The organism is Telluria sp. RB2R28, assembly GCF_059685835.1.
Map to the genome: position 1 here is coordinate 1,193,318 of NZ_JCASIK010000001.1, position 23,694 is coordinate 1,217,011.

Here is a 23,694-nt window from a genome sequence, read left to right on the forward strand (position 1 = left end):
GCGGGACGGGCAACGGCATGAACCAGCAAGGGAGCGACGATGCAGCACCGGCGCGCATCTGCGTCGTCGACGACGACGCCGCAGTACGTCAGGCCATGGCCAACCTGCTGCAGGCGGACGGCTACGCAACGTTGCTGTTCGAGTCCGGCGAAAGCTTCCTCGCATCGCCACACTTGCCCGACATTGATCTTGTCCTGCTCGACGTCAAGCTGCGCGGCATCAACGGCTTCACGACCCAGGAGCGCTTCGCCGCCTTGGGCCTGGCCATTCCCTTGCTGTTCCTGAGCGGTCACAGCGACCGCGACATGGAACTGCGCGCGGCCCGCGCTGGCGCGATCGCGCTGCTGCGCAAACCGGTCGACCCCGACCTGCTGTTCGAGCACATCGAATGTGCCCTGAACTCCCGCAAGCGGCGCGGATGACGGCGTCGCTCGATCCACCTGCCGTGCCCGACGTGTCCGGATTGTATGGCCGGGAATGGCAGCTGGCACAGCTGGCGGCGGACTTTCGCCGGGTGCGCAGCGAGCGCACCTTCGGGGTGTCGGTCGTGCACGGACCCTCAGGCATCGGCAAGTCGGCACTGCTGGCGCGCTTCCTGGCCGACCCCTCTCTGTGCGATGCGACGGTGCTCAGCGCCCGGGCCGACCAGTACGGCGGAGGCGCACCCTATGCGGCGCTCGTGGACGGGATGCGCGCGCTGGTGGCGGACATCCTCGGGCAGAGTGAAGCCTCAGTGGCGCACTGGCGCGGCCGGATCGGCGCCGGCGTGGCGGATCCCGAGCTGACGCTTGCGCTGGTGCCGGAACTCGCCCTGCTGCTGGAAGGCGCGACGCCGCAGCTGCCCCAGGCATCCCTGGGTGGAGGCGGCCGGTTGGCGGCAGCGGTCCTGCGGCTGTTACGCGCCTTCGCCAGCGCCGAGCGCCCGCTTGTCATCGTGGTCGACGATGCCCATTGGCTCGACCCCGCCGCGGCCACGCTGCTCGAGCAGGTGGTCGGGATGGCCGCCGGGCTGCCGGTGATGCTCGTGATCGCGACGCGGCCGCGCGCCGGCGGCGCCCTCGACGCGGCCGCCGGCCTGGGCCGGCGCCTGGCCTCGCGCGCCGCCTACTACCGCGAACTGGCGGTCGAGACCCTGTCAGTGGCAGACCTGGAGCAGATGCTGGCCGATAGCTTCGAAGGCGCGCAGCCGCAGCTGGAACGGCTTGGCGGCCTGGTGCACCACAAAACAGGCGGGCATCCGTATTTCGTGCGGCAGTTCCTGCAGGGGCTGGCCGACGGTGGTCTGGCGCACTACGGACAGAAGGGCTGGGCGTTCGACTTCGACGGGATATGGCGGCGCCCCTTTACGGACAATATGCTGGGCCTTGCCCTGCAGGGCCTGATCCAGCTGCCACAGGAACTGCATGAACTGCTCGGCACGATCGCCGCGCTGGGACGGGCAGCCGACCTGGCCCTGCTGTGCGACGTCTCCGGCGCCGAGTCCGGGGCGCTCGACGACAGGCTGGCGCCAGCCTTGCGCGCCGATGTACTGGCACGGCGCGGCGGGATCTACGTCTTCACGCACGACCGCCTGCAGGAGGCGGCCTACGCCATGCTGGAGCCTTCCCGCCGCACCCGGCTGCACTACGCCGCAGCCACCGCGCTGCTGGCGCGCGCGCGGCTGGACGGACAGGACCGTACCTTGTTTCACGGGGTCGACCACCTGGCACACGCTGGCGCCCTGGTACCGGCGGCGCAGGCGGTCGAATTGGCAACGCTGGCGGCGCGCGCAGGCCGGCTCGCGCGCCGCGCCTGCGCCTACGCTGCGGCCTGCGGCTACCAGCTGCAGGCCCTGGAGCTGCTGACGCGGGCGCCGGTGCCTGTACCGGGCGCCGCGCTCGCGGTCGCGCTCACGACCGAGATTGAGCTCGAACTGGCCCACGGCCGCTTCCTGACCGGCCAGCTGGACGACTGCGCTGCACTGGTGCGCAAGCTGCTCGCGACGGTGCCGGACCGGTTCGTCCAGGCCCAGGTGCAGTGCCTTGCGGTCGAGCTGGCGGTGCGGCGCGGCCGCTACCGCGAGGCGAGCAACATCGCACTTGACGCCCTGCTCGGATTCGGGATCGCCATTCCCCGGGAACCGTCGGAGCAAGCGTGCGACAGCGCCTACGCCGCGCTGCGCGAGCGGCTGGACGGGCTGGGCGCTTTGACGCCGCTGACGGATCCCGAAGCCCGGATCGTGGTCTCGCTGCTGGCCAGCCTCCTGGTTCCTGCCGCCTTCACGTCGTTGAACCTGCTGTTCATGCAGCTGTGCCACATGCTGGAACTGACCCTGCGGCATGGCATGACGCCGGAAGCGGCCGTGTCGCTCGCCTGGCTCGGCGTCGTGGTATGCGAGCGCTACCGCGCATTCGACGACGGCTTCGCTTATGCGCAGGAGGCGCGCGAGCTGGTCGGGCGGCATGGCTACGCTTCGCACGAGGCGCAAGTCCTGTTGGCGCTCGACCAGGCCAGCGTCTGGACCCGGCCGCTGGACTTTTCGCTCGATTGCGCCCAGGCCGGCTTCGAGGCCGCGCGCGCGCAAGGAGACTTCACGATCGCCTGCTTCGAAGCCTGCCATCGGACCTGCATCCTGCTTGCGCGAGGCGACCGGCTCGAAGCGGTGCGCGAGGAAATCGAACGCGCGCTGGCCTTCGTTACCCAGGTCGGCTTCGCGGATGTGGAAGCGATCCTGCGCGTGCAGCGCGATGTCGTGGACTGCCTGAGAACGGTTCAGCCGGCCGGCAGCGCGCGAACGGGGCTGCTGTGCCGGCACGAGCAGCCCGGCAACGGCGGTGCCGAATCCATGTCGACGCTGCGCTTCTGGCACTGGCTCTACATCGGCATGCTCGATTACCTGGATGGCGATGACGCGCAGGCCCTGTTCTGCCTGGAACAGGCCGGGTTGCTGGCGTGGTCGGCGCCGGCGCACCTGCACCAGGCCGACTACCACCTGTTCAGCATCCTTGCCTTGTGCCGCGCGCCTGGCCTGGCCGCTGGCGCCGCCGGCGTGCGTGCGCGTATTGACGCGCACGTCGTACAGCTTGCATCCTGGGCCGCCGGCTACCCGCGTGGCTTCGCCGACAAGCTGGCGTTGGCCCACGCCGCTGTCCTCGACCGCGGCGGCGAAGCCATGGCCGCGCTCGCGGCCTACGAACGCGCAGCTGTGCTGGCGGAAGAGGGCGGCAGCGCACACATCGAAGGCATCGCGCATGAATGCGCGGCGCGGCTTGCCAGGCACGGTGGCCTGGCCACCGCGGCGACCGCGCACGCCAGCGCGGCGTGCGCGGCCTACCGCCGCTGGGGCGCACTCGGCAAGGTGGCCCGGCTCGAGGATACCTATCCGGGTGTTGGTGGCGCGGCTCGTCCTGGCCCGCCCGGCGCCACCGGGGCGATCCGCAACATCGATGGCGTCATTCGTGCGACCCGCGCCCTGTCGGAAGAGATCGACCCGGCGCCGCTGGTCAAGGCCTTGATGAGCATCGCGCTGGACTATGCGAACGCCCAGCGTGGCGTACTCCTGCGCCGCGACGGCGACCGGCTGCTGGTCCAGGCCAGCGCGCGCCTCGGCGCCGACGGCCTCGAGGTCGACATGACGGAGGCGACACCGGGCGAACTGGATCTGCCACTCACGGTCATCCATACCGCCTTGCGCTCGCGCACGGCGGTCAGCGTCAGCGACAGCCAGCGTCCTCCCGGCCATGCGCTCGATCCCTATCTGCGCACTCACCCGCGCTGCGCTGCGATCGCGATTCCCATGATCAAGCGATCGCAACTGGTCGGCATGCTGTATCTCGAGAACCGCCTGTCGTCCAGCGGCTTCACCGGCGAGCATACCCAGTTGCTGTCGCTGCTGGCGGCGCAGGCGGCCGTGTCGCTCGAGAATGCGAACCTGTATGCTGAGCTTCTTCAGGAAAACCGCGAGCGGCGCCAGGCCGAGCGCGCCTTGCGGGAAAGCCGCGCGACCCTGCTGCTGGGGGAAGGAATCAACCAGAGCGGGAGCTGGACCTGGGAGGTCGAGGACGGCGTGATCAACTGTTCCCCCGAGTTCCGCCGAATTTTCGGCCTCGACCCTGAGGTAACGTGGATCGCCTTTGACGCCCTGATGGCGCGCATTCATCCGGGCGACCGCACCGGCGCCGCGCAGCTGCTGGGCGAGGCATCGGCCGCCCGCACGGCGTTTCGTTTCGAGCACCGGATCACTGGCGCCAAAGGGGAGATCCGCCACCTGTCCGTCATCGGGCAGCCGATGGCCGACAACGAGACCGACACCTACGTGGGTACGGTCAGCGACGTCACGCGCCGGAAGGCGGAGGAGGCTTCCCTGCGGCGGGCCCAGGAGGAACTGGTGCGCGGCGCCAGGCTGACCACGGTCGGCCAGCTGACTGCGGCGATCGCGCACGAGGTGAACCAGCCGCTGATGTCGATCTCGAGCAACGCAGGCGCCGGCCTGCGCTGGCTGCAGCGCGACACGCCGGCGCTCGAGAAGCTGGGCGGCCTGCTGCACGACATCGTCGGCCAGAGCCAGCGCGCTGGCAAGATCATCCAGACCCTGCAGGCGCTGGGGCACCGCAGCCCCGTGTTCCACCCGGCCCACCTGCATGCGATGATACGGGACGCCCTCGCGCTCGCCCGGGGCGAGCTGGACCGCCACGAGATCAGGGTGGTGCTCGACCTGGCTGCCGAGCCGGACCGCGTCGAGGTCGACGCGGTCCAGTTGCAGCAGGTGCTGGCCAACCTGCTGGGCAATGCGATCGAGGCGATGGCGGCCACCGTGGGCCGTGACCGGATCCTGCAGGTGGCGACAGTCTGCGTCCGGGACGGCGTCGAGGTCCAGGTGTCCGACAACGGCGTTGGCGGCTGCGAGGCCGGGCTGGAAGCGATGTTCGAGCCGTTTGTCAGCACCAAGTCCGGGGCGATCGGCATGGGCCTGGCGATATGCCGATCGATCGTCGAAGCCCATGGTGGCACCATCCGGGCGCAGCCGCGCGCGCCACATGGCTGTCACCTGGTCTTTATCTTGCCTTTGACGGCCGACATGAAAGGAGATTCGCCATGACGGCGCCAATGGTATTCGTGGTGGATGACGACGACGCGGTGCGTACGTCGATCCTGAACCTGCTCGCGGCCGAGGGTTTCGAGGCGCGCGGATTCGCGGCCGGTACGGCCTTCATCGGGGCAGCGCGCCCGGATACTGCGGCCTGCCTGGTCTGTGACATGAAAATGCCCGAGTTGGGCGGCCTGGAGGTGGCCGCTGAAATGGCGCGCCAGGGTAGCGACATGCCCATCATCTTCATGACCGGGTTCGGCTCGATTCCGATGACGGTGCAGGCGATGAAGGCCGGCGCCATTGAATTTCTCACCAAGCCGGTCGCGCCGGAAGAACTGCTGCGCGCGGTGCGTGACGGCCTGCGCACTGATGAGGCGAATCTGGCGGCGCGCCGGGAAACGGCGCAACTGCGCCAGCGCCTGTCGAGCCTGACCCCGCGCGAGCGCGAAACCATGGAGCTGGTCATCGGAGGCCTGCTGAACAAGCAGGTGGCCGACGCCCTGGGCGTGAGCGAAATCATGGCCAAGACCCACAAGCGCAAGGTGATGGACAAGATGGGCGCGCGCTCCCTGCCCGACCTGGTGCGCTACGCCGAGCGGCTTCAGATCGCAAGGGCGCGCAGCCGCTAGAACGGCCGCGCCGGGTCGGCTCAGAACGCGTGCCTGATCCCGAGCGCGGTGCCGCGCAGGTGGGCGCCGGCAACCGGATCCAGTCCGTTGATGGCGAAGTCGACGGCCCCGCGATCGTCGTTGTGCAGACGCGTGTGGAAGGCAAACAAGGTGGTGCGGGGCGACAGGGCCAGCTCATAGCCGATGGTGGCGTGGACCGCGCCGGTGTCAGATCCTGCGCTGATGAAGCCGATCCGCTGCCTCGCGGTCCCCTGGCCGTCCTGCGCTTTTGCCACGCCCAGGCTCAGCGCATGCTGGCCCATCTGCCGGGTCGCGGACACGTACCAGGCGTCGCGTCGCAGCACGCCGCTCTTGGTGCGGTAATCCAGGCGCTCGCCGGCCAGCGCCAGGCGCGTCGGGCCGAAACGATAGGCCAGCGCCAGCCTGGTGCCACGGTCGTCGCGGCCCGGCCCGTGGTAGTCGCGATGGCGTTCATGCGCCAGTGCCACGTACAGCGGCCCGCGCTCCAGCAGCAGGGCTGCCGAGTCCAGCGCCGGGCGGGCGCCGCCGGCGGGCCGCTCCTCGCTGAAGCCGTGGGCCAGGCGTAGCGAAAGGCCCCGCCAGGGCGGCGTCCAGTAATGCAGGCTGTTCTGTTGGCGCCGATCGAAGGAACTGATATCGGAAAGGTTGTCGCTGCTGGGCGCAGCGCCGTTGCCCATGATGCTCATGTAGCCCGCCGTCGTCACGTAGAAGGGATCGAGATCCGAGGTCGAGGCATTGTAGGGCGTGGTCCAGTTGCCGGCGAACAGGGTACCCCAGCGGCCTTCGAGGCCGACCCGGGTGTTGCGCGAGGCGAGCGCGCCGGTACCGGTGTCGGGCGCAGCCGCGCCCTCGACCTGCCAGATCAGATGCAGGGCGCCGCCTAGCGGCGCGTCGCCGCGCAGCCCGATCACCGAGCGGTAGTTCGCCAGCCGCGTCACGCGCGCTGCGGCAGGGGGCAAGCGGCCGGCAAGGCCACTGGCTTGCGCCGACTCCAGGCCGAGATTGAGACGCCCGTACATCTGGACCGTTTCGGACTGGGCCCGGGCGGCCGAGCCAAGGCAGAAGGGAAGCATGGCAAGTATGCCTGCCGGGAGAAGTCGTGTTTTCATGGTCGATCGATGCCGTGGTGATGAATAGCGGCGGACCATGGCTGCAAGGTCCGTAACGCCTATCCTACGGCGGCGCCGCGCAGCGCGACCCTGCCGAATGACGGGGTCGCACTGCGCGCAAGGTGCACGGGCGCTACAGGGTGATGTAGCCGCGCTTGATGGCCAGGGTCACCGCGTGGGTGCGGTCGCTCGCGCCCAGCTTGACAAGCACGGTGCTCATGTGGCTCTTGACGGTGGGTTCGCTGATGGTGAGAATTTCACCGATCATGCGGTTGGAATTGCCGTTGGCAGCGAGGCGCAGGACCTCGAGTTCGCGCGCAGACAGCTTGTCGGCAGGGAAGTGGCCATCGACCTCGTCCTGGGCCACCTTGGCGATCACGCTCGCGCCCTGGTAGACGTGGCGCACGGTATGGGCAAGTTCGGCTGCGGACACGTCCTTCAACAGGTAGCCGGTGGCGCCCGCCTTCAGTGCGGCGATCACGCGTGCGTCACCGCTGAAGGTCGTCAGCACGATGATGCGGGCATCGGGAAGCATGGCGCGGATCGCCACAATCGCCTCGAGCCCATCCTTGACCGGCATCTGGAGGTCCATCAGCGTCACGTCCGGCCGGTGGCGAGCAAACTGTGCGATGGCTTCCTCACCATTGCAGGCCAGGCCGACGATGTCCATCCCGCCCTGGGCGAGCAGGGTTGCGGCAATCCCCTCTCGCATCATGGGATGGTCGTCGGCGATCATCACGCGGATCGGCTGGTCGGGCTGGTTCATGTGTCCATGTCGATGTCGGCAAGCTGTGCAACGGGTAGCAGTCTGGCGCGGCTTTCAGCCCAGGTCAAGCCGGCCCGGATGCACGGGAACGATAAAGCGGAAACAGGCGCCCCGGGGCTGACCCGCCTCGTAGGCGATCTGCCCCCCGTGCGCGCGCACGATGGCCAGGCAGATCGCCAGTCCCAGGCCGGTACTGCCGGGCTTCGTGCTGAACAGGCTGCCGAAGACGCGCTCGCGGTGGTGCAGGGGGACGCCGGGGCCATTGTCGCTGATGCGCACTTCCACCTCGTGGCCGCCATGCGGGCGCGTGGCGATGCTGATTTGTTTCGGTCCGGCCGGTGAGCAGGAGCCGGTCAACGCCTCGATCGCATTCACGAGCAGGTTGGTCATGACCTGCTGCAGCTGGGTGGCATTGGCGTGGATCGTCGTCTCGCCCAGGCCAAGGGCGGCCTTCACGTCGATTCCTTCCTTGCGCATGCGGCGCTGCAGGCGCTGGAGGACGTCGCGCGCGGTCTGGTCGACCTTCACCTGGCCCATATCGTTATTCCGGTGCGCCGCGAGCCGCTGCATGCTGCGCACGATCTCGCCGGCGTGCCGCCCGGCGTCGCTGATCAGGGCGATGGATGAAAGGGCGCGTTCAATGTCCGGCTCAGCCTTGCGGAGCCATTTCCTGGCCGCCGCGGCGTGCAGCGAAATCGCCGCCAGCGGTTGGTTGACTTCATGTGCGATCGATAACCCGAGTTCGCCGAGGCCGGCTGCTTGAAGCGCGTGCGCTTCCGCCGGCACGCTGGGCACTTTGCCCGCGTGGCCGGACTCGACAAGGCCCCACCGTGACCGCAGGCTGGCAAGCCGGCCGTGGGCGCCCCAGCGATCGTAGCTGGAGAGCGCTGCCTGCCGGTAGTGGCCGGTGACCGAGCCCAGGCCGCAAGCATGGGCCAGGTGCGCCGCTTCTTCCCAGGCCAGGGCAGCCATCCAGTGCCGCCCCTGGCCGGTCGCCGCGTCGGCCGCCGCCTCATAACCGCGCAAGGCAGCCAGGACGTCGCCGTTGTGGCCGGCGTGCGCTGCATCGGCCAGCAGGGAAAAGCTGGCGGCGCTGGCCGGGTGCAGCCGGGCCATCTGGCGTAGCTCTGCGCAATGGATGTCCGGGCCGCGGCGGACTTGCCCGTCCATGCAGCGCGACATGGCCAGCGCAGCGAACAGGTGGAAAAGCATGCGCTCCGCGGGACACTGCAGGGCGCTGGCAAGGGCGCTGGCGCGTTCGATGGCGGTCAAGGCTTGGGCTTGCGCACCCGCATACCAGGCTTTTTGCAGGACGGTGAGCCAGTGTCCGAAGCGATGTTCCAGCGCAGCGCCGCTGGGTGCGGAAGATGCCACCGCTTCATCGCCGACCAGCAGGATGTCCAGCAGCCCGGCGCGCCCGGCCAGTTCCGCACGGTCCTCAGCGCCTGCGGGCCGGCACCGGGTCTGGGCCAGGCGGTGCGCCAGTTCCGGCAAAGGCATGCCCGCCGCGAACCCGGTACTCGAAAGGTAGAGCGCGGCGCTGGCCGGCGCCGCGTCGTCTTCGCAGATGGAGGCCAGTTCGCAGGATGCCTGTTCCAGGCTGGCGGTGACCGGCGTGACCATGGCCGCCAGCAGCAAGGCCGCATCGGCCTTGCTACTGGCGGCACTTGCGCAAGATGGCGCCTGATGTGGGTGTGGACCATGCAGGGGCCGTACTGACAGGGCAGTGTGTGGGACCTGGTTCATGGGATCGGACGTGCTTTCATCGTGTGTGCGGCCTGGAGCGGGGCGCGGAAGGTCGCCGCCGACTCATTATGGTGGCTTGCGTTGACATATCATTCATACGATAGTCGCAAGCGCATGTGTTTTTGTAGGCGCAGGCGCCCCCGTAAAATGGCAGGGGGCGGCCAGGCGATCCGCAGCTATCGTGAGGAAAGCATGCATCTCGCTTGATATCAACGAAAGAAGCGCCATGAACCACACCATTTCATCCCTTCGTACCGGCGTCTATTCGGCGTTGCTGGCTTCCGGCCTGCTGGCTGCGGCGGCAGCGCAGGCCCAGGCCGATCTGATCCTCACCAACGGCAAGATTGCCACCATGGTCCGCGAGGGCGAGTTCGTTCAGGCCCTCGCGGTCAGGGACGGGAAAGTGCTGGCAACTGGCAGCAATGCCGCCGTGCTCAAGCACAAGACCGCCACTACCCAGGTGATTGACACCGGCGGGCGCACCGTAATTCCCGGCCTGAACGATTCGCACACCCATGTGATCCGCGAAGGCCTGAACTACAACATGGAGTTGCGCTGGGACGGCGTCACCTCGCTCAAGCGCGCGCTCGAGATGCTCAGGGAGCAAGCTGCGCGCACGCCGGAAGGCGAATGGGTGAAGGTGGTGGGTGGCTGGAATGAGTACCAGTTCGAGGAAAAGCGCTTGCCGACGCTGGAGGAGATCAATGCGGCCGTGCCCGATCGACCGGTCTTCGTTCTCTACCTGTACGGCTTGGGCTTCCTGAACAAGAAAGGCATCGAGACGCTTGGCTATACCAGCGAGACGAAGTACAAGGATGGCTTGGTGGAGCTGGACGCCAACGGCAAGCCGACCGGGCGCCTGATCGCCAAGCCGAATGCGCTGATCCTGTACTCGACCCTGGCCAAGACCAACAAGCTCAGCGGCGATGACCAGGTCAATTCCACGCTGCACTACTATCGCGAACTCAACCGGCTGGGCGTGACCAGCGTCATCGACGCCGGCGGCGGCTTCCAGAACTACCCGGACGACTACGGCGTGACGATCGGGCTGGCGCGCGAGGGCAAGCTCACCGTGCGCACCGCCTACTACCTGTTCGCCCAGCGCCCCGGCAGGGAACTGGAAGACTTCCAGCGCTGGATCGGCATGACCCATCCAAAGAAGAACGACCACATGTTCTATCCGAACGGCTTTTCGGCTGAGGGTGCGGGTGAGAACCTGGTCGCCAGCGCGGCCGACTTCGAGAACTTCCTCGAACCACGTCCCGACCTGCCGACCCACATGGAGGAGGAGCTGGAGCAGGTGGTCGGCCTGCTGGTGCAGAAGCGCTGGCCGTTCCGGCTGCACGCCACCTACGGTGAAAGCATCGACCGCGACCTGGCGGTGATCGAAAAGGTCAATGCGACAACACCGCTGAACGGGCTACGCTTCATTGTCGACCACGCGGAGACCGTCACCGACGCCCAGCTGGCGCGGATCAAGAAGCTGGGCGGCGGCATCGCGGTCCAGGACCGCATGCACTTCCAGGGCGAAGCCTACTGGAAGCGCTATGGCGCGCAGACGCGCCAGATGCCGCCGATTCGCAAGATGCTGGACATGAAGATCCCGGTCGGCCTGGGCACCGACGGCACGCGGGTGTCGAGCTATAACCCCTGGCCGTCGCTGTATTGGGCCGCCACTGGCAAGACCGCTGGCGGCATGTCGACCTGGCAGGCGAGGGATGTGCCAAGCCGCTATCAGGCCCTGAAACTGATGACCACGGGTTCGGCCTGGATGAGCGGCGAAGAAAAGCTCAAGGGAACGATCCGGCGCGGCCAGTACGCCGATTTCGTGGTCCTGCCCCAGGACTACTTCACGATGGAGGCCGAAGGCATCAAGCGCCTGGAGAGCCTGTTGACCGTGGTGAACGGCACGGTGGTCTACGGCGCCGGCCCGTATTCGCCGCTGAATCCGCAACTGCCGCCGGTGTCGCCGACGTGGAGCCCGGTTGCTGTCTACGGCGGCTATCAGAACCGTTAAAGCCTGGCAGCCGCAGTTCTCGAAAGGACGGCGTTCCTGCGATCGCCAAATCGAAAGTCATCACGCACAGGGAGATCACATGGATATCGTCACGCATCACGGGCAAGGCAAGCTGCAGCAGATTATCGAGGTGGGATCGCATCGCCTGACCGCGGATGCGTCGGTTGAGGCCGGTGGCGAAGCGACCGGCCCCGAGCCTCACGACTTGTTGGCAGCAGCATTAGGAGCATGTACCGCGCTTACCGTAACGATGTATGCGCGGCGCAAGGGTTACAAGCTTGACGATGTGAATGTGCAGATCAGCCACGCTCAGCAAGACAGTTCATATGTATTTAATCGGCGTATTCATTATGAAGGCGAACTGAGCAGCGAGGAGAGGGCGCGCCTTAGCGACATTGCCAACAAATGTCCTGTGCATAAGACGCTCATGGGAACAATACAAATCGTGACTGTCGAAGCGGTCAAAGCCGACTGACGGGAGAATCTCATGCTTGAAGTACGTAAAAGCGCAGATCGCGGCCGCGCACATCACGGTTGGCTGAAATCGAGCCATTCATTCTCGTTTGCAGACTATTTCGACACCCGGCACAGCGGCTTCGGTCCGCTTTTGGTAATCAACGAAGATGAAGTGGCGCCTGGCCGCGACTTCGGTACCCATGGCCATCGAGACATGGAAATAATTTCTTATGTGCTCGACGGTACCTTGGCGCATGAAGACAGCATGGGTAACGGATCAGCATTGAGGTATGGCGATGTTCAGCGGATGAGCGCCGGTACCGGCGTCAGACACAGTGAGTTCAATCATTCCTCGGATGAGCCAGTGCATTTCCTTCAGATTTGGATCGAGCCAAAGTTCAAGGGTATCGCTCCTAGCTACGAAGAGAAGCACTTTGATGTTGCTTCGAAAACAGGGCAACTCCGACTGATCGTATCGCCAGATGGCCGTAACGGCTCGGTTACCGTCAATCAAGACGCCTTTTTGTATGTCAGTATCCTTGGTGGCACGGATGCGATCGAGTATTTGTTAAAGCCTGGCCGGATTGCCTACGTTCACGCGGTCCGCGGCTCTGCATGCGTTAATGGTGTGCAGCTGGCAACCGGGGATGCTTTAAAGCTCGTATCGGAAGATCTTGTCACCATCCGAGACGCCGTAGCCGCTGAAGTTCTGTTATTCGATCTACCAGCCTGACAGGGTTGTGTGCAGGTAGGTAACGCTTGCACAGGAGCCGAAAGGATCGTCGACCTAAGCTGAAACCAATGTTCGCATTCTTGGTAGTTATGGCGAGGTGTTGCGTTCGATTTCTCTGGGTAAGTCCGATGAGTTCTCGTAATTTGCGTTGCGCTTTCGCCTGCCTCTCTTTTGTTGCGCACGAGATCTCGGCTAACGCAACACTCATTGGCTGCAGGCTTACAGTTCCCCCGCATAGCTGTTGCGTCAAAGACGAGCCAAGAGTTCAAGCTTGGCTCGCGCATGGCCAAATGACCAACGCTTGGAAACCAAGCTGGACCGCGCCGCAGATGTGCGGCAGCACAGTTCATGAGGTTGCAGCGATATTGTGGTGCTGCCCCCATCTTTTGGCGAACGCCCCGAACTGTGATGCCATGCAAATGTTCAACTGTCCCGACTGACTTTCCAGCCCGGCTGGTCGGTCAACCACGGTGGTGCCGGGGAATCCACAGCCCTATAAATCTCGCTAATTGCTTGAGGTAAGGCCAGGGAAAGACGCTCGACCAGCTCTTTGTTTAACGTCATCTCAATTTTAGAAATCCCTTTGTTCTTCAGTACGGTGACCTTCTTGAAAACAGGCTTGAAATGCATCATGTCATTTCGTGCGATCACGATCTTAGTGACTGACTGAAAGGGCTCGCTCGAAGAATCGAATTTGGTGCGACCTTCGGATAATGTGCATAACATCATCCATTTGTCCAAAATCGAGAGTTTTTCTAGCCCACCCCAAATCTCAGCATGTTTGGCGCTGCCGACTTCATTCACAACCGCCTCAAGACATGCGGCTGCCATTATTAAAGCTTGTGCGCGCTCTTCATAAACCTGATCGAGAACAAATGCGGTCACTTTATTGTTTCGCTCTACCAGGTCGGCGGCACGACTGTGTTTAAGCGATGCGCGATAGAACATAGGGGCCATCGAAGCGATGGTTGAAATTTGACCGTTTTCCACCTGCATTGTTTCGAAATGTGAAAGTGCTGGCGGTTGATATTGCACGACTTTACGGATGCTTCCCTGATGGCGTTTCTTTAGATCTTCATGAACATTTAAAAGAACAGAAAAAGCTTCCTCACGCAGCTTGCGGAGCTTGGTGATGAATGCATCTGCTTCTTTTTGGTACTCTTCGCTTTCTCCGCCTAGCCGGTGTTTTAGCCGAATTAGCTCTTGGAAATCGTCGTACGTTTCGTCAAATCCCTTGAGATTAACATAATCTGATACCCATCGACCATAATGTCGGCCCTCCACGCCTTCAAAACGTGCAATCTCCCATTGATAGAGAGTCTCATCATCAAAAACCTGAATGTGGGAATTGAAATCTTCAATCGGGTCCACTAAATTGATGGGATTTGTGAGCCAAGGGAAATGATATTTCGAGACAACTCCATGGGGAATTAATGCCTCTTTATCGCCGTTTACGATTGGTTTCGCGATACCACTGAATAGATTCAGGAAGTTCCGACCATGAAAGGTCACCTGGTCCACATTTTGCACAATTTGACCAAAAGCCACTATCGAATGGTCTTTTAACGCCTGCGTGAGTTGATCAGCAGAGATTAAGGAGAAATCGATTTTACCAATTCGCTTCCCCTTCGAGTAATCTCTACAGGGAAGATATTCAATGGATATGGCTTGTTGCCACCATGAGGGAAGCTTTTCTGTCACGCTACTGATCCTTTTTTTAGGACAAATTTGGTCGCAATGCGTTTAGGCAAATAATGGCACAGACTGACTAATCTCACGAGCTTTTTATAAAACGCCGACCTTTTGGCAGGCGTCGAGAAACGACTTTTTGAGAAAGTTACACTCAGCGTACGGACGCTTCCGCGCTTGGCGCGTCAATGTTGTCAAAAACTCGGAAGGAGTTCGACCATCCTCTTTCCATTCGTCTAGCACCTGCATGATCCAGTACTTGCCGTCATTCTCTCCGCAGAGCTTAGCCTTGTAGCGTTCCTCGATTCCGTATATATCCTTCCAAGTCTCTAGTTCCTCGGCGACCGCCGCAGGGCCAAATTGCAAGGTGATATCCGCTTGTGTCAGCTTGGCGATGTCAGACTGATGCAAGACGACTTCTAGCTCGATGGCATGCGGCGTCGTTTTGTATGGATAAAAAAACGCGCGACGTTGAATTGCCCCTGCAGGGTCTTTAGGTGTATAGGCTGGGTTCTTACTCGTCTTGTAGCTGCTGTTGCAGTGGTGGCAGGCTGGCACGAGATTACGAAAATTGATGGAATTGAACGGGTACAGCGCCTTGGGCAGGTAGTGATCGTAAGCTTCACGCTTACTGTGATATTCGCCCAGCAGGTCGCTAATGCCACAAAACGGACATTTGCCTGCGTTGTTGGTTTGTACGAAGATCTGATAGTGATCGTCGATGTCACCGATCTTAGCTCGTAGTGCCGCGAGGTCAAGCAGCGACTGTGAGTACAAACCCTTGAAAAAGGCCGCTAATTGTTCTGTAAGCCCTTTATGTTCGATAGGTATGTCCTCGTAACGAACAAGATGGGCACACGAATCATTGGCACACACCTTCTCCAGGTCATTATTGCTTTGGTACCACCGCTTGAACTGTGCGATGTCGCTTCGCGAAAGCAGAGAGAAGCTTTGATAAATGGCCTGAATCTGGCTTGAAAAGCGATCCCCGCCTTGGGTGTGGTCGTAAGCGAAGGACGTCATCACCTCTTTCAGCGCTGGATTGGCATCAAACAAGGCCAAATCGTATGGTCCAGCCTTGCGCGCTCGGCACCATACTTGATAGAAGATGAAATTAATGAACCGCTGCATCTTTTCCATCTGATGAGGCACATACTTGTAGGAGAAGAGCATCAGTTTTTTACCTCCCCACCACCTTGCAAATTGCTGTCAAGGATCGCCTTGATCAGCAGGAGCTTTTCAACCGAGTCCCCAAGCTGCCTATGGATCTCTGTAACCAGGGATTCCTTGTCTTCGTTGCCTGCTTCAAAACGCCTGCGCAATTCATTCAGAATTCCTTGCGCATAGCCGCCGATGGTTTCACGCTTTCCGAACACGTTGCTCATCGTAATCTTATTGATCGAAGCCCCTAACGTATTGAAGTCCGGCGGACTAATGCTGACTTCGCCACTCAACTCATTCTTTTCGAAGACCAGCACCTTGTCCGGCTTACTGTCTGAGATCAGGAAGGGCGTGTGGGTAGTGATCAGCATCTCATGCGCATAATCGCCGTCACCGGGCAGGCATTGACGCAACCGAGTTATCAAGTTGGCTCGCCAGTGGGGGTTGAAATGTGTTTCTGGCTCATCGAGTAAGAATAAGCTGTTGGTGTTGCGGAACAACAGGCACAAGCCGAGGCTGTGTAGTAACTGGTGTTCGCCGTCCGATAGCTCCTTCAGCATCAGCGGTTCCGCCACGCCCTGTTTTGTGAAGCGCACGAACTTGAAGCGCATGATGCGCTCGTCGGATGCCAAAGTCGGCACCGTTTCGCTGACATAATGGCTGGTCGAGGTGTACAGATCCGACTTCAGCGCTTCGCTAACCGAATACAGATTCAGCGTCAGTAAGACTTGCAGGGCCTGGAATAGGACTAAGGCTGAATCCTCGAAGTTGGCGCGGAACGTTTCCTTGGTTCTTTCATTGACCCAGTAATCAAAGATCAGTGTGTCGGACGCTTCATCGTGAAAATGCGCCGTCGCGCAACGCTTGAGCTTTTCAATGATCGATGTGCGTTCGTCACCCTCCAGGGTCTGGAGTACATTCAACCGATAGTCGCCGGTCTCAGGATCAAGATAGATCGCATCCGTATCAGCAAAGCGGCCATCCTGCACGTCGGTCGAAGAAACGTACTCATCAGACGTGAACAATGCCGCCTGCTGGCGTGTAAGGGGAATACTGCGCCGTAGGATGATGCGGAATTCCTTAAGTGTTTCGATGCCCACGTCCTCGCGGAAAGGCTTCAAGGTCGCATCGTCCTGAAACAAAAGGTTGCAGAGCAGAATGGCTTGACTGAATTCAGTGTCGAGATAGGCTAAACGTGTTTCGGGATACCCAGGATACGGAAGTTGTCTGCTGAGTGCATTCCAGTATTCATCGAATTGCACAAATCGCATCTTGAAAAAAGGCAGGCTAAGGATTTCATTTTCACCTGATGAATAACCTAACACATATTCAGGCAACAAAATGTCAGCATGACCCGACTTGACAGAGTGCAGAGTGTCAGCATCAAAATCGTACTGATTTTTCCACTCGATCCGCAGAGGTTTGCCGACTTCTTTTGAAATCTGCACATCGGCCCAAATCGGACTATCTTGGTAACGATATGCCGGTGGCACCTGAATTAAATAGTCGAGCTCAAAGGCGACCGGCGAGAACTCTTGATCGGCGTTCTGCAACACCTCAGGCAGAAAACTGCGACGTACCCGCAGGATTTCCAACTGGAAGAAAATTGCTGCCAGAGCTTCGAGTAAGTTGGACTTGCCGCTGCCATTTCGACCCGCGCAGATAAAGGGGGCAAAGCTAGCCGATTTACCAAGCTCTTCCTTTAAACTCCATTCGGTTCGAAAGTAATGCTCAAACCCTCGCGGTAAGCTGCGAAAACCCTTCGGGTCGGTAATTTTTAGGCGTAGCAGTTTCATGGCTGCACGGCCTTGAGTAAGATGCGGTGGTCTGCATCATCAAACGCCTGGGTCAGCGTGCCCGCGGCTAGCGCCTCGAACACCCATTCCTTGATGTGCTCGTAGTCGTTGGCGCCCAGCGTGAAGTCCTTGTCCGGGTGCAGTTCCGCAAGTCGGGTTTGCGCGGCCGCCATGAAGCGCTGCACCGAAAACGACGTCCTGCCCAATTGGCCGCGATAAGCCTCCAGCCAATGCGAGACAAGTGCATCTCGGGCCTCATCACTTTCGAGTGCGTTGAGCAAGTTGTCGGTGTCAGGCAAGTTGATGGCAAGCCCTTGTTCAGCGGGCGCGTGTAAGGCTTCTGCTGCCACGATGCTCTCTTGCTCTGGCTCTATGCCGGGCAGGGGCACGCGCGACAGATCTAGCTCGCCCTTAAATGCCTGCTGGCTCAATGCGCCGTATAGGGCTTCCAGATCAATGAGGCTTTTTTGGTAACTGGTCTTGACGCGTTCTACTTTCTGAACAATGGCGGCGAATTGTTCCTGGAGTTCGATTGGCGGCAATGGAAGAGGATAGTCCAGCAGCATTGACTGATTAATAAACGGCAAATCTAGCTGCTTTACCCGATCTCTTATGGGCGCATAGTGAAATGCCTTCGCCAAGTAGACTATGTTGAGCTTTTCATTATTCACGACACTAAGAGCAATGGCATTGTCAGTGACCCAGCACGGCCCCATTGACACATGAATAACCCCGCATTGCTGTCCTACGCGACCGGCAATGACAACTGGATCATCGTAAAGCGCTTCAACCGCCCAGCCATTTATACCGTTGCCACCGAATATTGGAATCCCTGTTTCGTCATCTGTAATAACTTTCTTGCTGGATTTTCCGCTGCTCGCCTTAAGGTATGGCCTTAACGCCTCCCATGGGTGCCTCGATTTTTGTGCTCTGATATCACCAAACATCTCTAGAAACACACTCTTAAGAAGTTCGTCTAACTGTAGCAGCTGTTGTTTGCGTTGGGCGATCAGGCCCTCGACTTTTCCGAGCAGATGGGCGATGCGGACTTGGTCGTTGAGAGGTGGCAGCGGGATTTCAAAGTTTTCAACTGCTGGTTTGGCCAACTCCTTGAAGGTTGCGCCATTGCCCCGTGCTTGAAGAGCATTGACGTTCGCCTTTAAAACATAGTAAAGATACTCGACGCTTACCTCTGCGCCAGGAATCAGGCTCTTGAAGCCTTGATTGGTGCAAACGGGGATCTTGTTAATAGCCAAAAGGCCAATTGGAGCCCGTGAACTCAACAACAAGGAACCCGCAGGCAGCATCGCGGTCGAACACGAGCTAAATCCGGCCTCCGTGATTTTTTCAGCTGCGTCCGACAGGTAACGTGAGGTCAGTCGGCTAATTTCCTTTGGCGTTACCCAAGGGATTGAACCGCCCCAATATTCAGCAATCTCTCGTTTAGGCGTCGAACCAGAGATGACTTTGCAAACCTCGCCAAGCCTAACAACTTTCACGCGAACATCCTCTTCAATTCCAACAACTCACGCACGATACCGCTCTGTACCTCGGCAAGCGCCGCCTCATCCACATCGCCAACTTCAGCCTGGATCAGTCGCTCCATAATCACCCCAGGCGCGCCGTAGTCTACCTCTTCAAAAACATTGGTTTTGTAACGGGAGAGTGATAGGTCGTAGTTATTCTTTTCATCTGCTATCTCGGTGCGCGGAACCATGAAGTATTTCGCCGTGCGGTCAGTGTCGGTGGCCGAGTTACGCGCGCGATACTTGGCGATGATGTCCTGCAAATCACCGTCACCCTCCTGCTTGCTGCGTTTATCGTCTAATGTATAACCATCGGCGGACATCTCATAGAACCAAACGTGTTCGGTGGCGGGCTGGGTGACCTTGTCTTTCGGTCCCCAAACTTTGGTGAACAATAGGATAGCGGTGCTGACCCCAGCATAGGGTTTAAACACACCGCTGGGCAGGGTGATCACGGCTTTAAGATCGCAACGCTCCACTAGCCACTGGCGCAGGGTTCTGAAAGCGACGCCGGAGCCGAACAGCACGCCCTGCGGCACGATTACGCAGGCGGTACCGCCTTTTTTGAGCAGGCGGTAGATGTTCTCGACAAACAGAAGCTCAGTCTTGGTGGTTCCGAGCTGTAGGTTTTCATTGATGTCGCCCTTGTCGATACTTCCGGTGAACGGTGGGTTGGCCATCACGATGTCATATTCGGATTCCTCGGTGTAGCTCTTGCTGAGGGTGTCCTTGTAGTCGATGTGGGGCTCGTCGATGCCGTGCATCATTAGATTCATTAACCCCAGGCGCACCATAGTGGAGTCGATGTCGTAGCCCCACAGCGAGCTGGCTAGAATAGCCTGGGCCCTCTCGGTGAGGGCGGCAGCGACCGACGTGCGGACAAATCCGTCTTCATCGGGCGCGAGTTCTTTGTCGCCTGCCTGGATGGCGAGCTGCGTGACAATATATTGGTACGCGCCGAGCAGAAAGCCGCCGGAGCCACAAGCCGGGTCAGCAATCTTGTGGCCAAGTTGAGGTTGCACAAGATCGGCAATCAGCTTAATGATGTGGCGCGGGGTGCGAAACTGGCCGTTCTTGCCGGCCGTGGCAATCTCGGACAGGAGCATTTCATAGACATCGCCCTGGATGTCCTGAAAGGCTTGGCCGTTCTCGCGCGAGTCACGGTCCATCACCTCGAAGATGTCGTCGATGGTCTTCACCGCCTCCACTAGCAGGGCTGGCTTGGGGATGACGAACACGGCATTTTTCATGTGATGGGTGAAGTTGGATTCCGCACCGTTCAGGTCTTTTAGGTAGGGGAACACCTTACCGTGCACGTGTTGCAGCATCTCTTCCGCTTGCATACGCTTGAACTCGCTCCAGCGCAGCGTGCGCTTGGCAATGGCGAACTTTTCCGGCTCCTGCTGGCTGCGGTATTCAGGTGGAATCCAGCTCCCTGCGAATTTGGAGGTGTAGCTCTCGCCAGTCCATTCGGCATCGGCTTGGCGTTTCTGGTCAAGCTCATCGAGACGCTTCATGAAAAGAAGGTAGGTGATTTGCTCGATGGCGGTGAGTGGGTTGCTGATGCCGCCGCTCCAAAATTTGTTCCAGAGCTGGTCAATTTTGCTTTTAAGTTCGGGGTTGTTCTGTAGCATGGGATGCGATACTTTTTTAGGCGGCCAACCGTTCGGTCAGCTGCAGGATTTCGTTGATTTCGGCCGGACTAAACACACCCCGGATGCCTTGGGGGTGAATAACCGTAAACGGTGCGTTGATCAGGTCTTTTTTCTCCACCTTTTCGCGCTCGATGATGAAGTTTTTCAGCAGGTTAAGGAACTCCATTTGACGGCTGCTCAGCGTGGTGTGCGCACGGGTGAATCGGTCGAACGCGGCACTGACTTCATCTGGAAAGCTCTTGAGCACCTCAATGCCCAAGATGTGGCGTATGAACTGGATGAGGCGAGCCTTGCGGTTTTTGTAGACCTGGCGCAGCAGGTCTTCGGTGATGTGCGGGTGTTCTTCGTGCAACAGTTCGGCGAGTTCATTGGCTTCACTCGGACTGACCGGCTCGCCGGTTTTAATCTTTTGCAGCACTACATTGTGTTCGGTCAGCCCGGCAATCAAGGCCTCGACCATTTCGCGATAACGCGTGATGCTCACCGCCTCGTGCTGCGGGCCGAATTCCACCCGTTCTTTTTTGTGTAACTCATCGGTCAGATCGAGGTGGGTTTGCTCCTGGCCAGTGCTTTGCTCGCGGAATTTCATCAGCGGGCCGAGCGTAATGACCATCTCATCGAAGGCGTCTTCGTCGGCCTTGGTCCAGAAGTGGTTAGTTTGCGCGGCGCGGATCAGGGTTTCTTCTTGCTTAACGAAACTAACCGAAAGCGGGAGTTCGCTGATCTGTTCGACGATGCCTGACTTGAGTGTTTCTACTTGCTCCTTGTCTTCGTTGAGCACTGCGAGTGAATATTCCAGCAGGTCGCGTTCAAAACGCATGGCTTTGAAGTCGGCCTCGGAAATGGTACGGAAAAGCGGCTTGATTTCGGCGCGAAGGAATTCCAGCCGATTGTGGTTGAGGCTAATCCAGAAATTTTCATCTGCAAGCCCAGCGAGCGCCGCGGCTGCTTCCTTGATTACAACCGATTCCTTTGGTAAGGCAGCAATCTGGCGGCGAAGCTTGTCGATTTCCCGCGCGGCGATGTCGTGGTGACCACTGTCGATCGCCTTCTCGATCTTGTCGAGCCGCAGACCCACGAGCCGCACCGGTAGCGGCAATTGCGGCTTGAGCTCTTTGCCTTTCGGGTTGAGCTTGAAGTATTCGAAGTTATCCCAGCAGTCGAGGATTAGGAACACGTCCTTTTCAATGCACCAGGGCTTGGGTTTGCTGCTTTCCAGCAAACGCGTGCCGCGCCCGACCATCTGCCAGAACTTCGTATAGGAATAGACTGGTTTGGCAAACACCAGGTTGACGATCTCGCGCACGTCGATGCCGGTGTCGAGCATGTCCACACTAATGGCAATGCGCGGCATGTCGTTGTTAGTGAACTGATCAAGCAGGCCGCCTTTGCCGTACACACGTGGGTCGTCCGACACCAAGACCTTGGCAAGTTCGCCGTGATACTGCGGGTAGAGCTTGTCAAATATCTCTTCAATGCGCCGGGCATGGGACTTCGTGGCGCAAAAGAAGATTGTCTTGCCTGGAAGAACGCCGTTAGCGTCCTTGATGGCTTCTTCCATGAACTCCCGCACGATCAGGGTGTTGGTACCTTTGTTAATCACCTGCTTTTCGAGCTGGGTGCCTTCAAAGTTGATGTCTTCAACCTCCTTGCCCTGCAGGATCAGCTTTTTCTGGTCTTCTAAGGAAATGGTGCGCTTGCTGATGCCTTCCGTCTGGAACTTAGTCTGAACCTTCAAGACCTGGAACGTGCAGAGGTATGGCGGCACGTTATTGACGGCTTCCTCGTAGGTGTAGGCAAACGTGGGAATGCCGTCTTCACAATGAAAGAGCTGGAAGGTGTTATGGTCGATGATGTTGGTCGGGGTCGCCGTCAGGCCCAGCGTGATGGCTTTGAAGTAGTCGAGTACTTCGCCAAAAGTATTGTAGATCGAGCGATGGCTTTCATCGACGACAATGAAATCGAAGAAGTGTGGAGACAGGGTCTGTGCCTCATCCCGGATAATGTTGAGCATCGTAGGATAGGTGGCAACGTAAACACGACGATCCGTGGCGATCAACTTTTCACCGACATTGGGCCAGCGCGGCTCGTTAGGCATGTGCTCCTTGAAGGCCGCTAGAGCCTGCTCCCGGAGTGCAATGCGGTCGACCAGGAACAGCACTCTCTCGGCGTGGCTTGCGCGCATCAGCGCATCGACCATGGCAATACAAGTGCGAGTCTTACCAGTGCCTGTGGCCATCACGAGCAGAAAGTCACGCTTCTTCTGCTCGACTCCTTCAAGCACCGAGCGAATGGCGCGGATCTGATAGTCACGGCCGGCAATCGAAGTGTTGATGAATTCCTGTGTCAGCGGCTTGCGGTTGCGGCGGATGTAGGCAAAGCGTTCTAGATCGGCGCGGGTCGGAAAACCGATCACTTTGCGCGGCGGCGCATTTTCCAAATCCCAAAAATATAGGTCGTGGCCATTGGTATAGAAGCAGAACGGCAACTCACCGCCTAGTTGCTTCTGGATGTTGTAGCAATACTGCTTGGCCTGCTCACGGCCAATGGCGGCATCACGGCTGGTTTTTTTGGCTTCGATCACCGCCAATGGCTTGCGGTCTTTACCCAGCAGAACATAATCGCTGAACTGGCGGCCCTCATAGGGGGTGCGTGGTTGCGCCAAACCTTGCGGTAGGGCTGTAAGGATGTCGAACTCCTCGACGACCTGAGTCGGATCTTTGACATTCCAACCAGCCTGAGCGAGTTGCTGGTCAATCAACTCTGACCGAGTTTGCGCCTCGGATTTCGTCATCGTTATCGTTCCCCTAGAGCCGACATGGATAAGCGCAATACAAGCACATGCGCATGATTCGTTGGTACTTCACTTTTCCTTATGTGCACGCTCGACGTCATCATCAGCTCCGCCGGCGCGCACCCATTCATCCACCTCGGCCCGTTGGAATTTCCACAGAACCCGACGCGGTGCGCAGGCCGGCCTTTACGGTCGATCCAACGGTAGATCGAGTTTCTTTTGACGCCCAAGTGTTCAGCAATCTGCTCGACAGAAATCCACGGCTCACTCATGCAAGAATCCCAATTGTTGAAGCACGAGTGGCATAAAGTCGGAAAGAGTCGTAGAAGGCGAACTCTACCATTTGGAAGGCAGGTCAATCAAATTTAGATGACGGAGTATCAACGAAGATCCTGCAATTATTGCAATAAAGATTGCCCTTCAGGCTATGATAGTCGGGCTCGCACTAACCAGCCCTACCAATGCTAGGCGAATTATGGCTTGCTGTAGGGAGCGTACGGCGGTGGCGACCGTCGCCGTGCCGCTTAG

16 protein-coding genes are annotated in these 23,694 nt (G+C 59.8%); 6 read left to right on the top strand and 10 right to left on the bottom strand.

The genetic code is table 11. The annotated features are described in order from the left end of the window. The first annotated feature begins 17 nt into the window (after nt 1-17). From AC56LV_RS05315 to AC56LV_RS05325, 3 genes are read left to right on the top strand one after another with little or no spacing between them, the layout of a single operon-like run. Complete coding sequence (locus tag AC56LV_RS05315; protein WP_499556359.1) at nt 18-422, top strand: response regulator transcription factor; 405 nt, start codon at nt 18-20, stop codon at nt 420-422. Next, nucleotides 419-5,077: an AAA family ATPase gene (locus AC56LV_RS05320; RefSeq protein WP_499556360.1), complete on the top strand. Its 4,659-nt coding sequence runs from the start codon at nt 419-421 to the stop codon at nt 5,075-5,077. The genes AC56LV_RS05315 and AC56LV_RS05320 overlap by 4 nt, the downstream gene beginning before the upstream one ends. Continuing rightward, on the top strand, nt 5,074-5,697 hold the full coding sequence (locus tag AC56LV_RS05325; RefSeq protein WP_499556361.1) for a response regulator transcription factor: 624 nt from the start codon (nt 5,074-5,076) through the stop codon (nt 5,695-5,697). The genes AC56LV_RS05320 and AC56LV_RS05325 overlap by 4 nt, the downstream gene beginning before the upstream one ends. A gap of 20 nt (nt 5,698-5,717) precedes the next feature. On the opposite strand, the gene AC56LV_RS05330 is transcribed toward AC56LV_RS05325, so the two are convergent. The 3 genes from AC56LV_RS05330 to AC56LV_RS05340 all read right to left on the bottom strand — a co-directional run bounded on the left by AC56LV_RS05330 (nt 5,718) and on the right by AC56LV_RS05340 (nt 9,339). Continuing rightward, nucleotides 5,718-6,827: a porin gene (locus tag AC56LV_RS05330; RefSeq protein ID WP_499556362.1), complete on the bottom strand. Its 1,110-nt coding sequence runs from the start codon at nt 6,825-6,827 to the stop codon at nt 5,718-5,720. Between the two features lie 133 nt (nt 6,828-6,960). Continuing rightward, nucleotides 6,961-7,593 carry a response regulator transcription factor gene (locus AC56LV_RS05335; RefSeq protein WP_499556363.1) on the bottom strand — a complete coding sequence of 211 codons (633 nt, stop codon included), beginning with the start codon at nt 7,591-7,593 and terminating at the stop codon, nt 6,961-6,963. Between the two features lie 54 nt (nt 7,594-7,647). Then, nucleotides 7,648-9,339 (bottom strand): sensor histidine kinase, encoded by a 1,692-nt coding sequence (locus AC56LV_RS05340; protein ID WP_499556364.1) that lies wholly within the window; start codon nt 9,337-9,339, stop codon nt 7,648-7,650. Nucleotides 9,340-9,565: 226 nt separating this feature from the next. Here AC56LV_RS05340 and AC56LV_RS05345 point away from each other — a divergent pair, with 226 nt between their 5' ends. The 3 genes from AC56LV_RS05345 (at nt 9,566) to AC56LV_RS05355 (ending at nt 12,545) form a co-directional block, all read left to right on the top strand. Further along, nucleotides 9,566-11,356, top strand: a complete 1,791-nt coding sequence (locus AC56LV_RS05345) for an amidohydrolase (RefSeq protein ID WP_499556365.1) — start codon at nt 9,566-9,568, stop codon at nt 11,354-11,356. Between the two features lie 79 nt (nt 11,357-11,435). Then, nucleotides 11,436-11,831, top strand: a complete 396-nt coding sequence (locus AC56LV_RS05350) for an OsmC family protein (RefSeq protein ID WP_499556366.1) — start codon at nt 11,436-11,438, stop codon at nt 11,829-11,831. Nucleotides 11,832-11,843: 12 nt separating this feature from the next. Next, complete coding sequence (locus AC56LV_RS05355) at nt 11,844-12,545, top strand: pirin family protein (RefSeq protein WP_499556367.1); 702 nt, start codon at nt 11,844-11,846, stop codon at nt 12,543-12,545. A gap of 423 nt (nt 12,546-12,968) precedes the next feature. Here AC56LV_RS05355 and AC56LV_RS05360 read toward each other — a convergent pair whose 3' ends face one another. The 7 genes from AC56LV_RS05360 to AC56LV_RS05390 form a co-directional block, all read right to left on the bottom strand. Continuing rightward, nucleotides 12,969-14,246, bottom strand: coding sequence for a hypothetical protein (locus AC56LV_RS05360; protein WP_499556368.1), 1,278 nt, complete (start codon nt 14,244-14,246; stop codon nt 12,969-12,971). Nucleotides 14,247-14,330: 84 nt separating this feature from the next. Next, on the bottom strand, nt 14,331-15,407 hold the full coding sequence (locus AC56LV_RS05365) for an HNH endonuclease (protein ID WP_499556369.1): 1,077 nt from the start codon (nt 15,405-15,407) through the stop codon (nt 14,331-14,333). Then, complete coding sequence (locus AC56LV_RS05370) at nt 15,407-17,191, bottom strand: restriction system-associated AAA family ATPase (protein ID WP_499556370.1); 1,785 nt, start codon at nt 17,189-17,191, stop codon at nt 15,407-15,409. The genes AC56LV_RS05365 and AC56LV_RS05370 overlap by 1 nt, the downstream gene beginning before the upstream one ends. Continuing rightward, nucleotides 17,188-18,690, bottom strand: coding sequence for a restriction endonuclease subunit S (locus tag AC56LV_RS05375; RefSeq protein ID WP_499556371.1), 1,503 nt, complete (start codon nt 18,688-18,690; stop codon nt 17,188-17,190). The genes AC56LV_RS05370 and AC56LV_RS05375 overlap by 4 nt, the downstream gene beginning before the upstream one ends. Next, the gene (locus tag AC56LV_RS05380; RefSeq protein ID WP_499556372.1) at nt 18,687-20,351 is read right to left on the bottom strand and encodes a type I restriction-modification system subunit M; all 1,665 of its coding nucleotides are present in this window, start codon (nt 20,349-20,351) and stop codon (nt 18,687-18,689) included. Before AC56LV_RS05380 ends, AC56LV_RS05375 begins: the two co-directional genes overlap by 4 nt. 16 nt (nt 20,352-20,367) lie before the next feature. Continuing rightward, nucleotides 20,368-23,166 carry a type I restriction endonuclease subunit R gene (locus tag AC56LV_RS05385; RefSeq protein ID WP_499556373.1) on the bottom strand — a complete coding sequence of 933 codons (2,799 nt, stop codon included), beginning with the start codon at nt 23,164-23,166 and terminating at the stop codon, nt 20,368-20,370. Nucleotides 23,167-23,168: 2 nt separating this feature from the next. Continuing rightward, nucleotides 23,169-23,438, bottom strand: a complete 270-nt coding sequence (locus AC56LV_RS05390; RefSeq protein ID WP_499556374.1) for a helix-turn-helix domain-containing protein — start codon at nt 23,436-23,438, stop codon at nt 23,169-23,171. Nucleotides 23,439-23,694 lie beyond the last annotated feature (256 nt).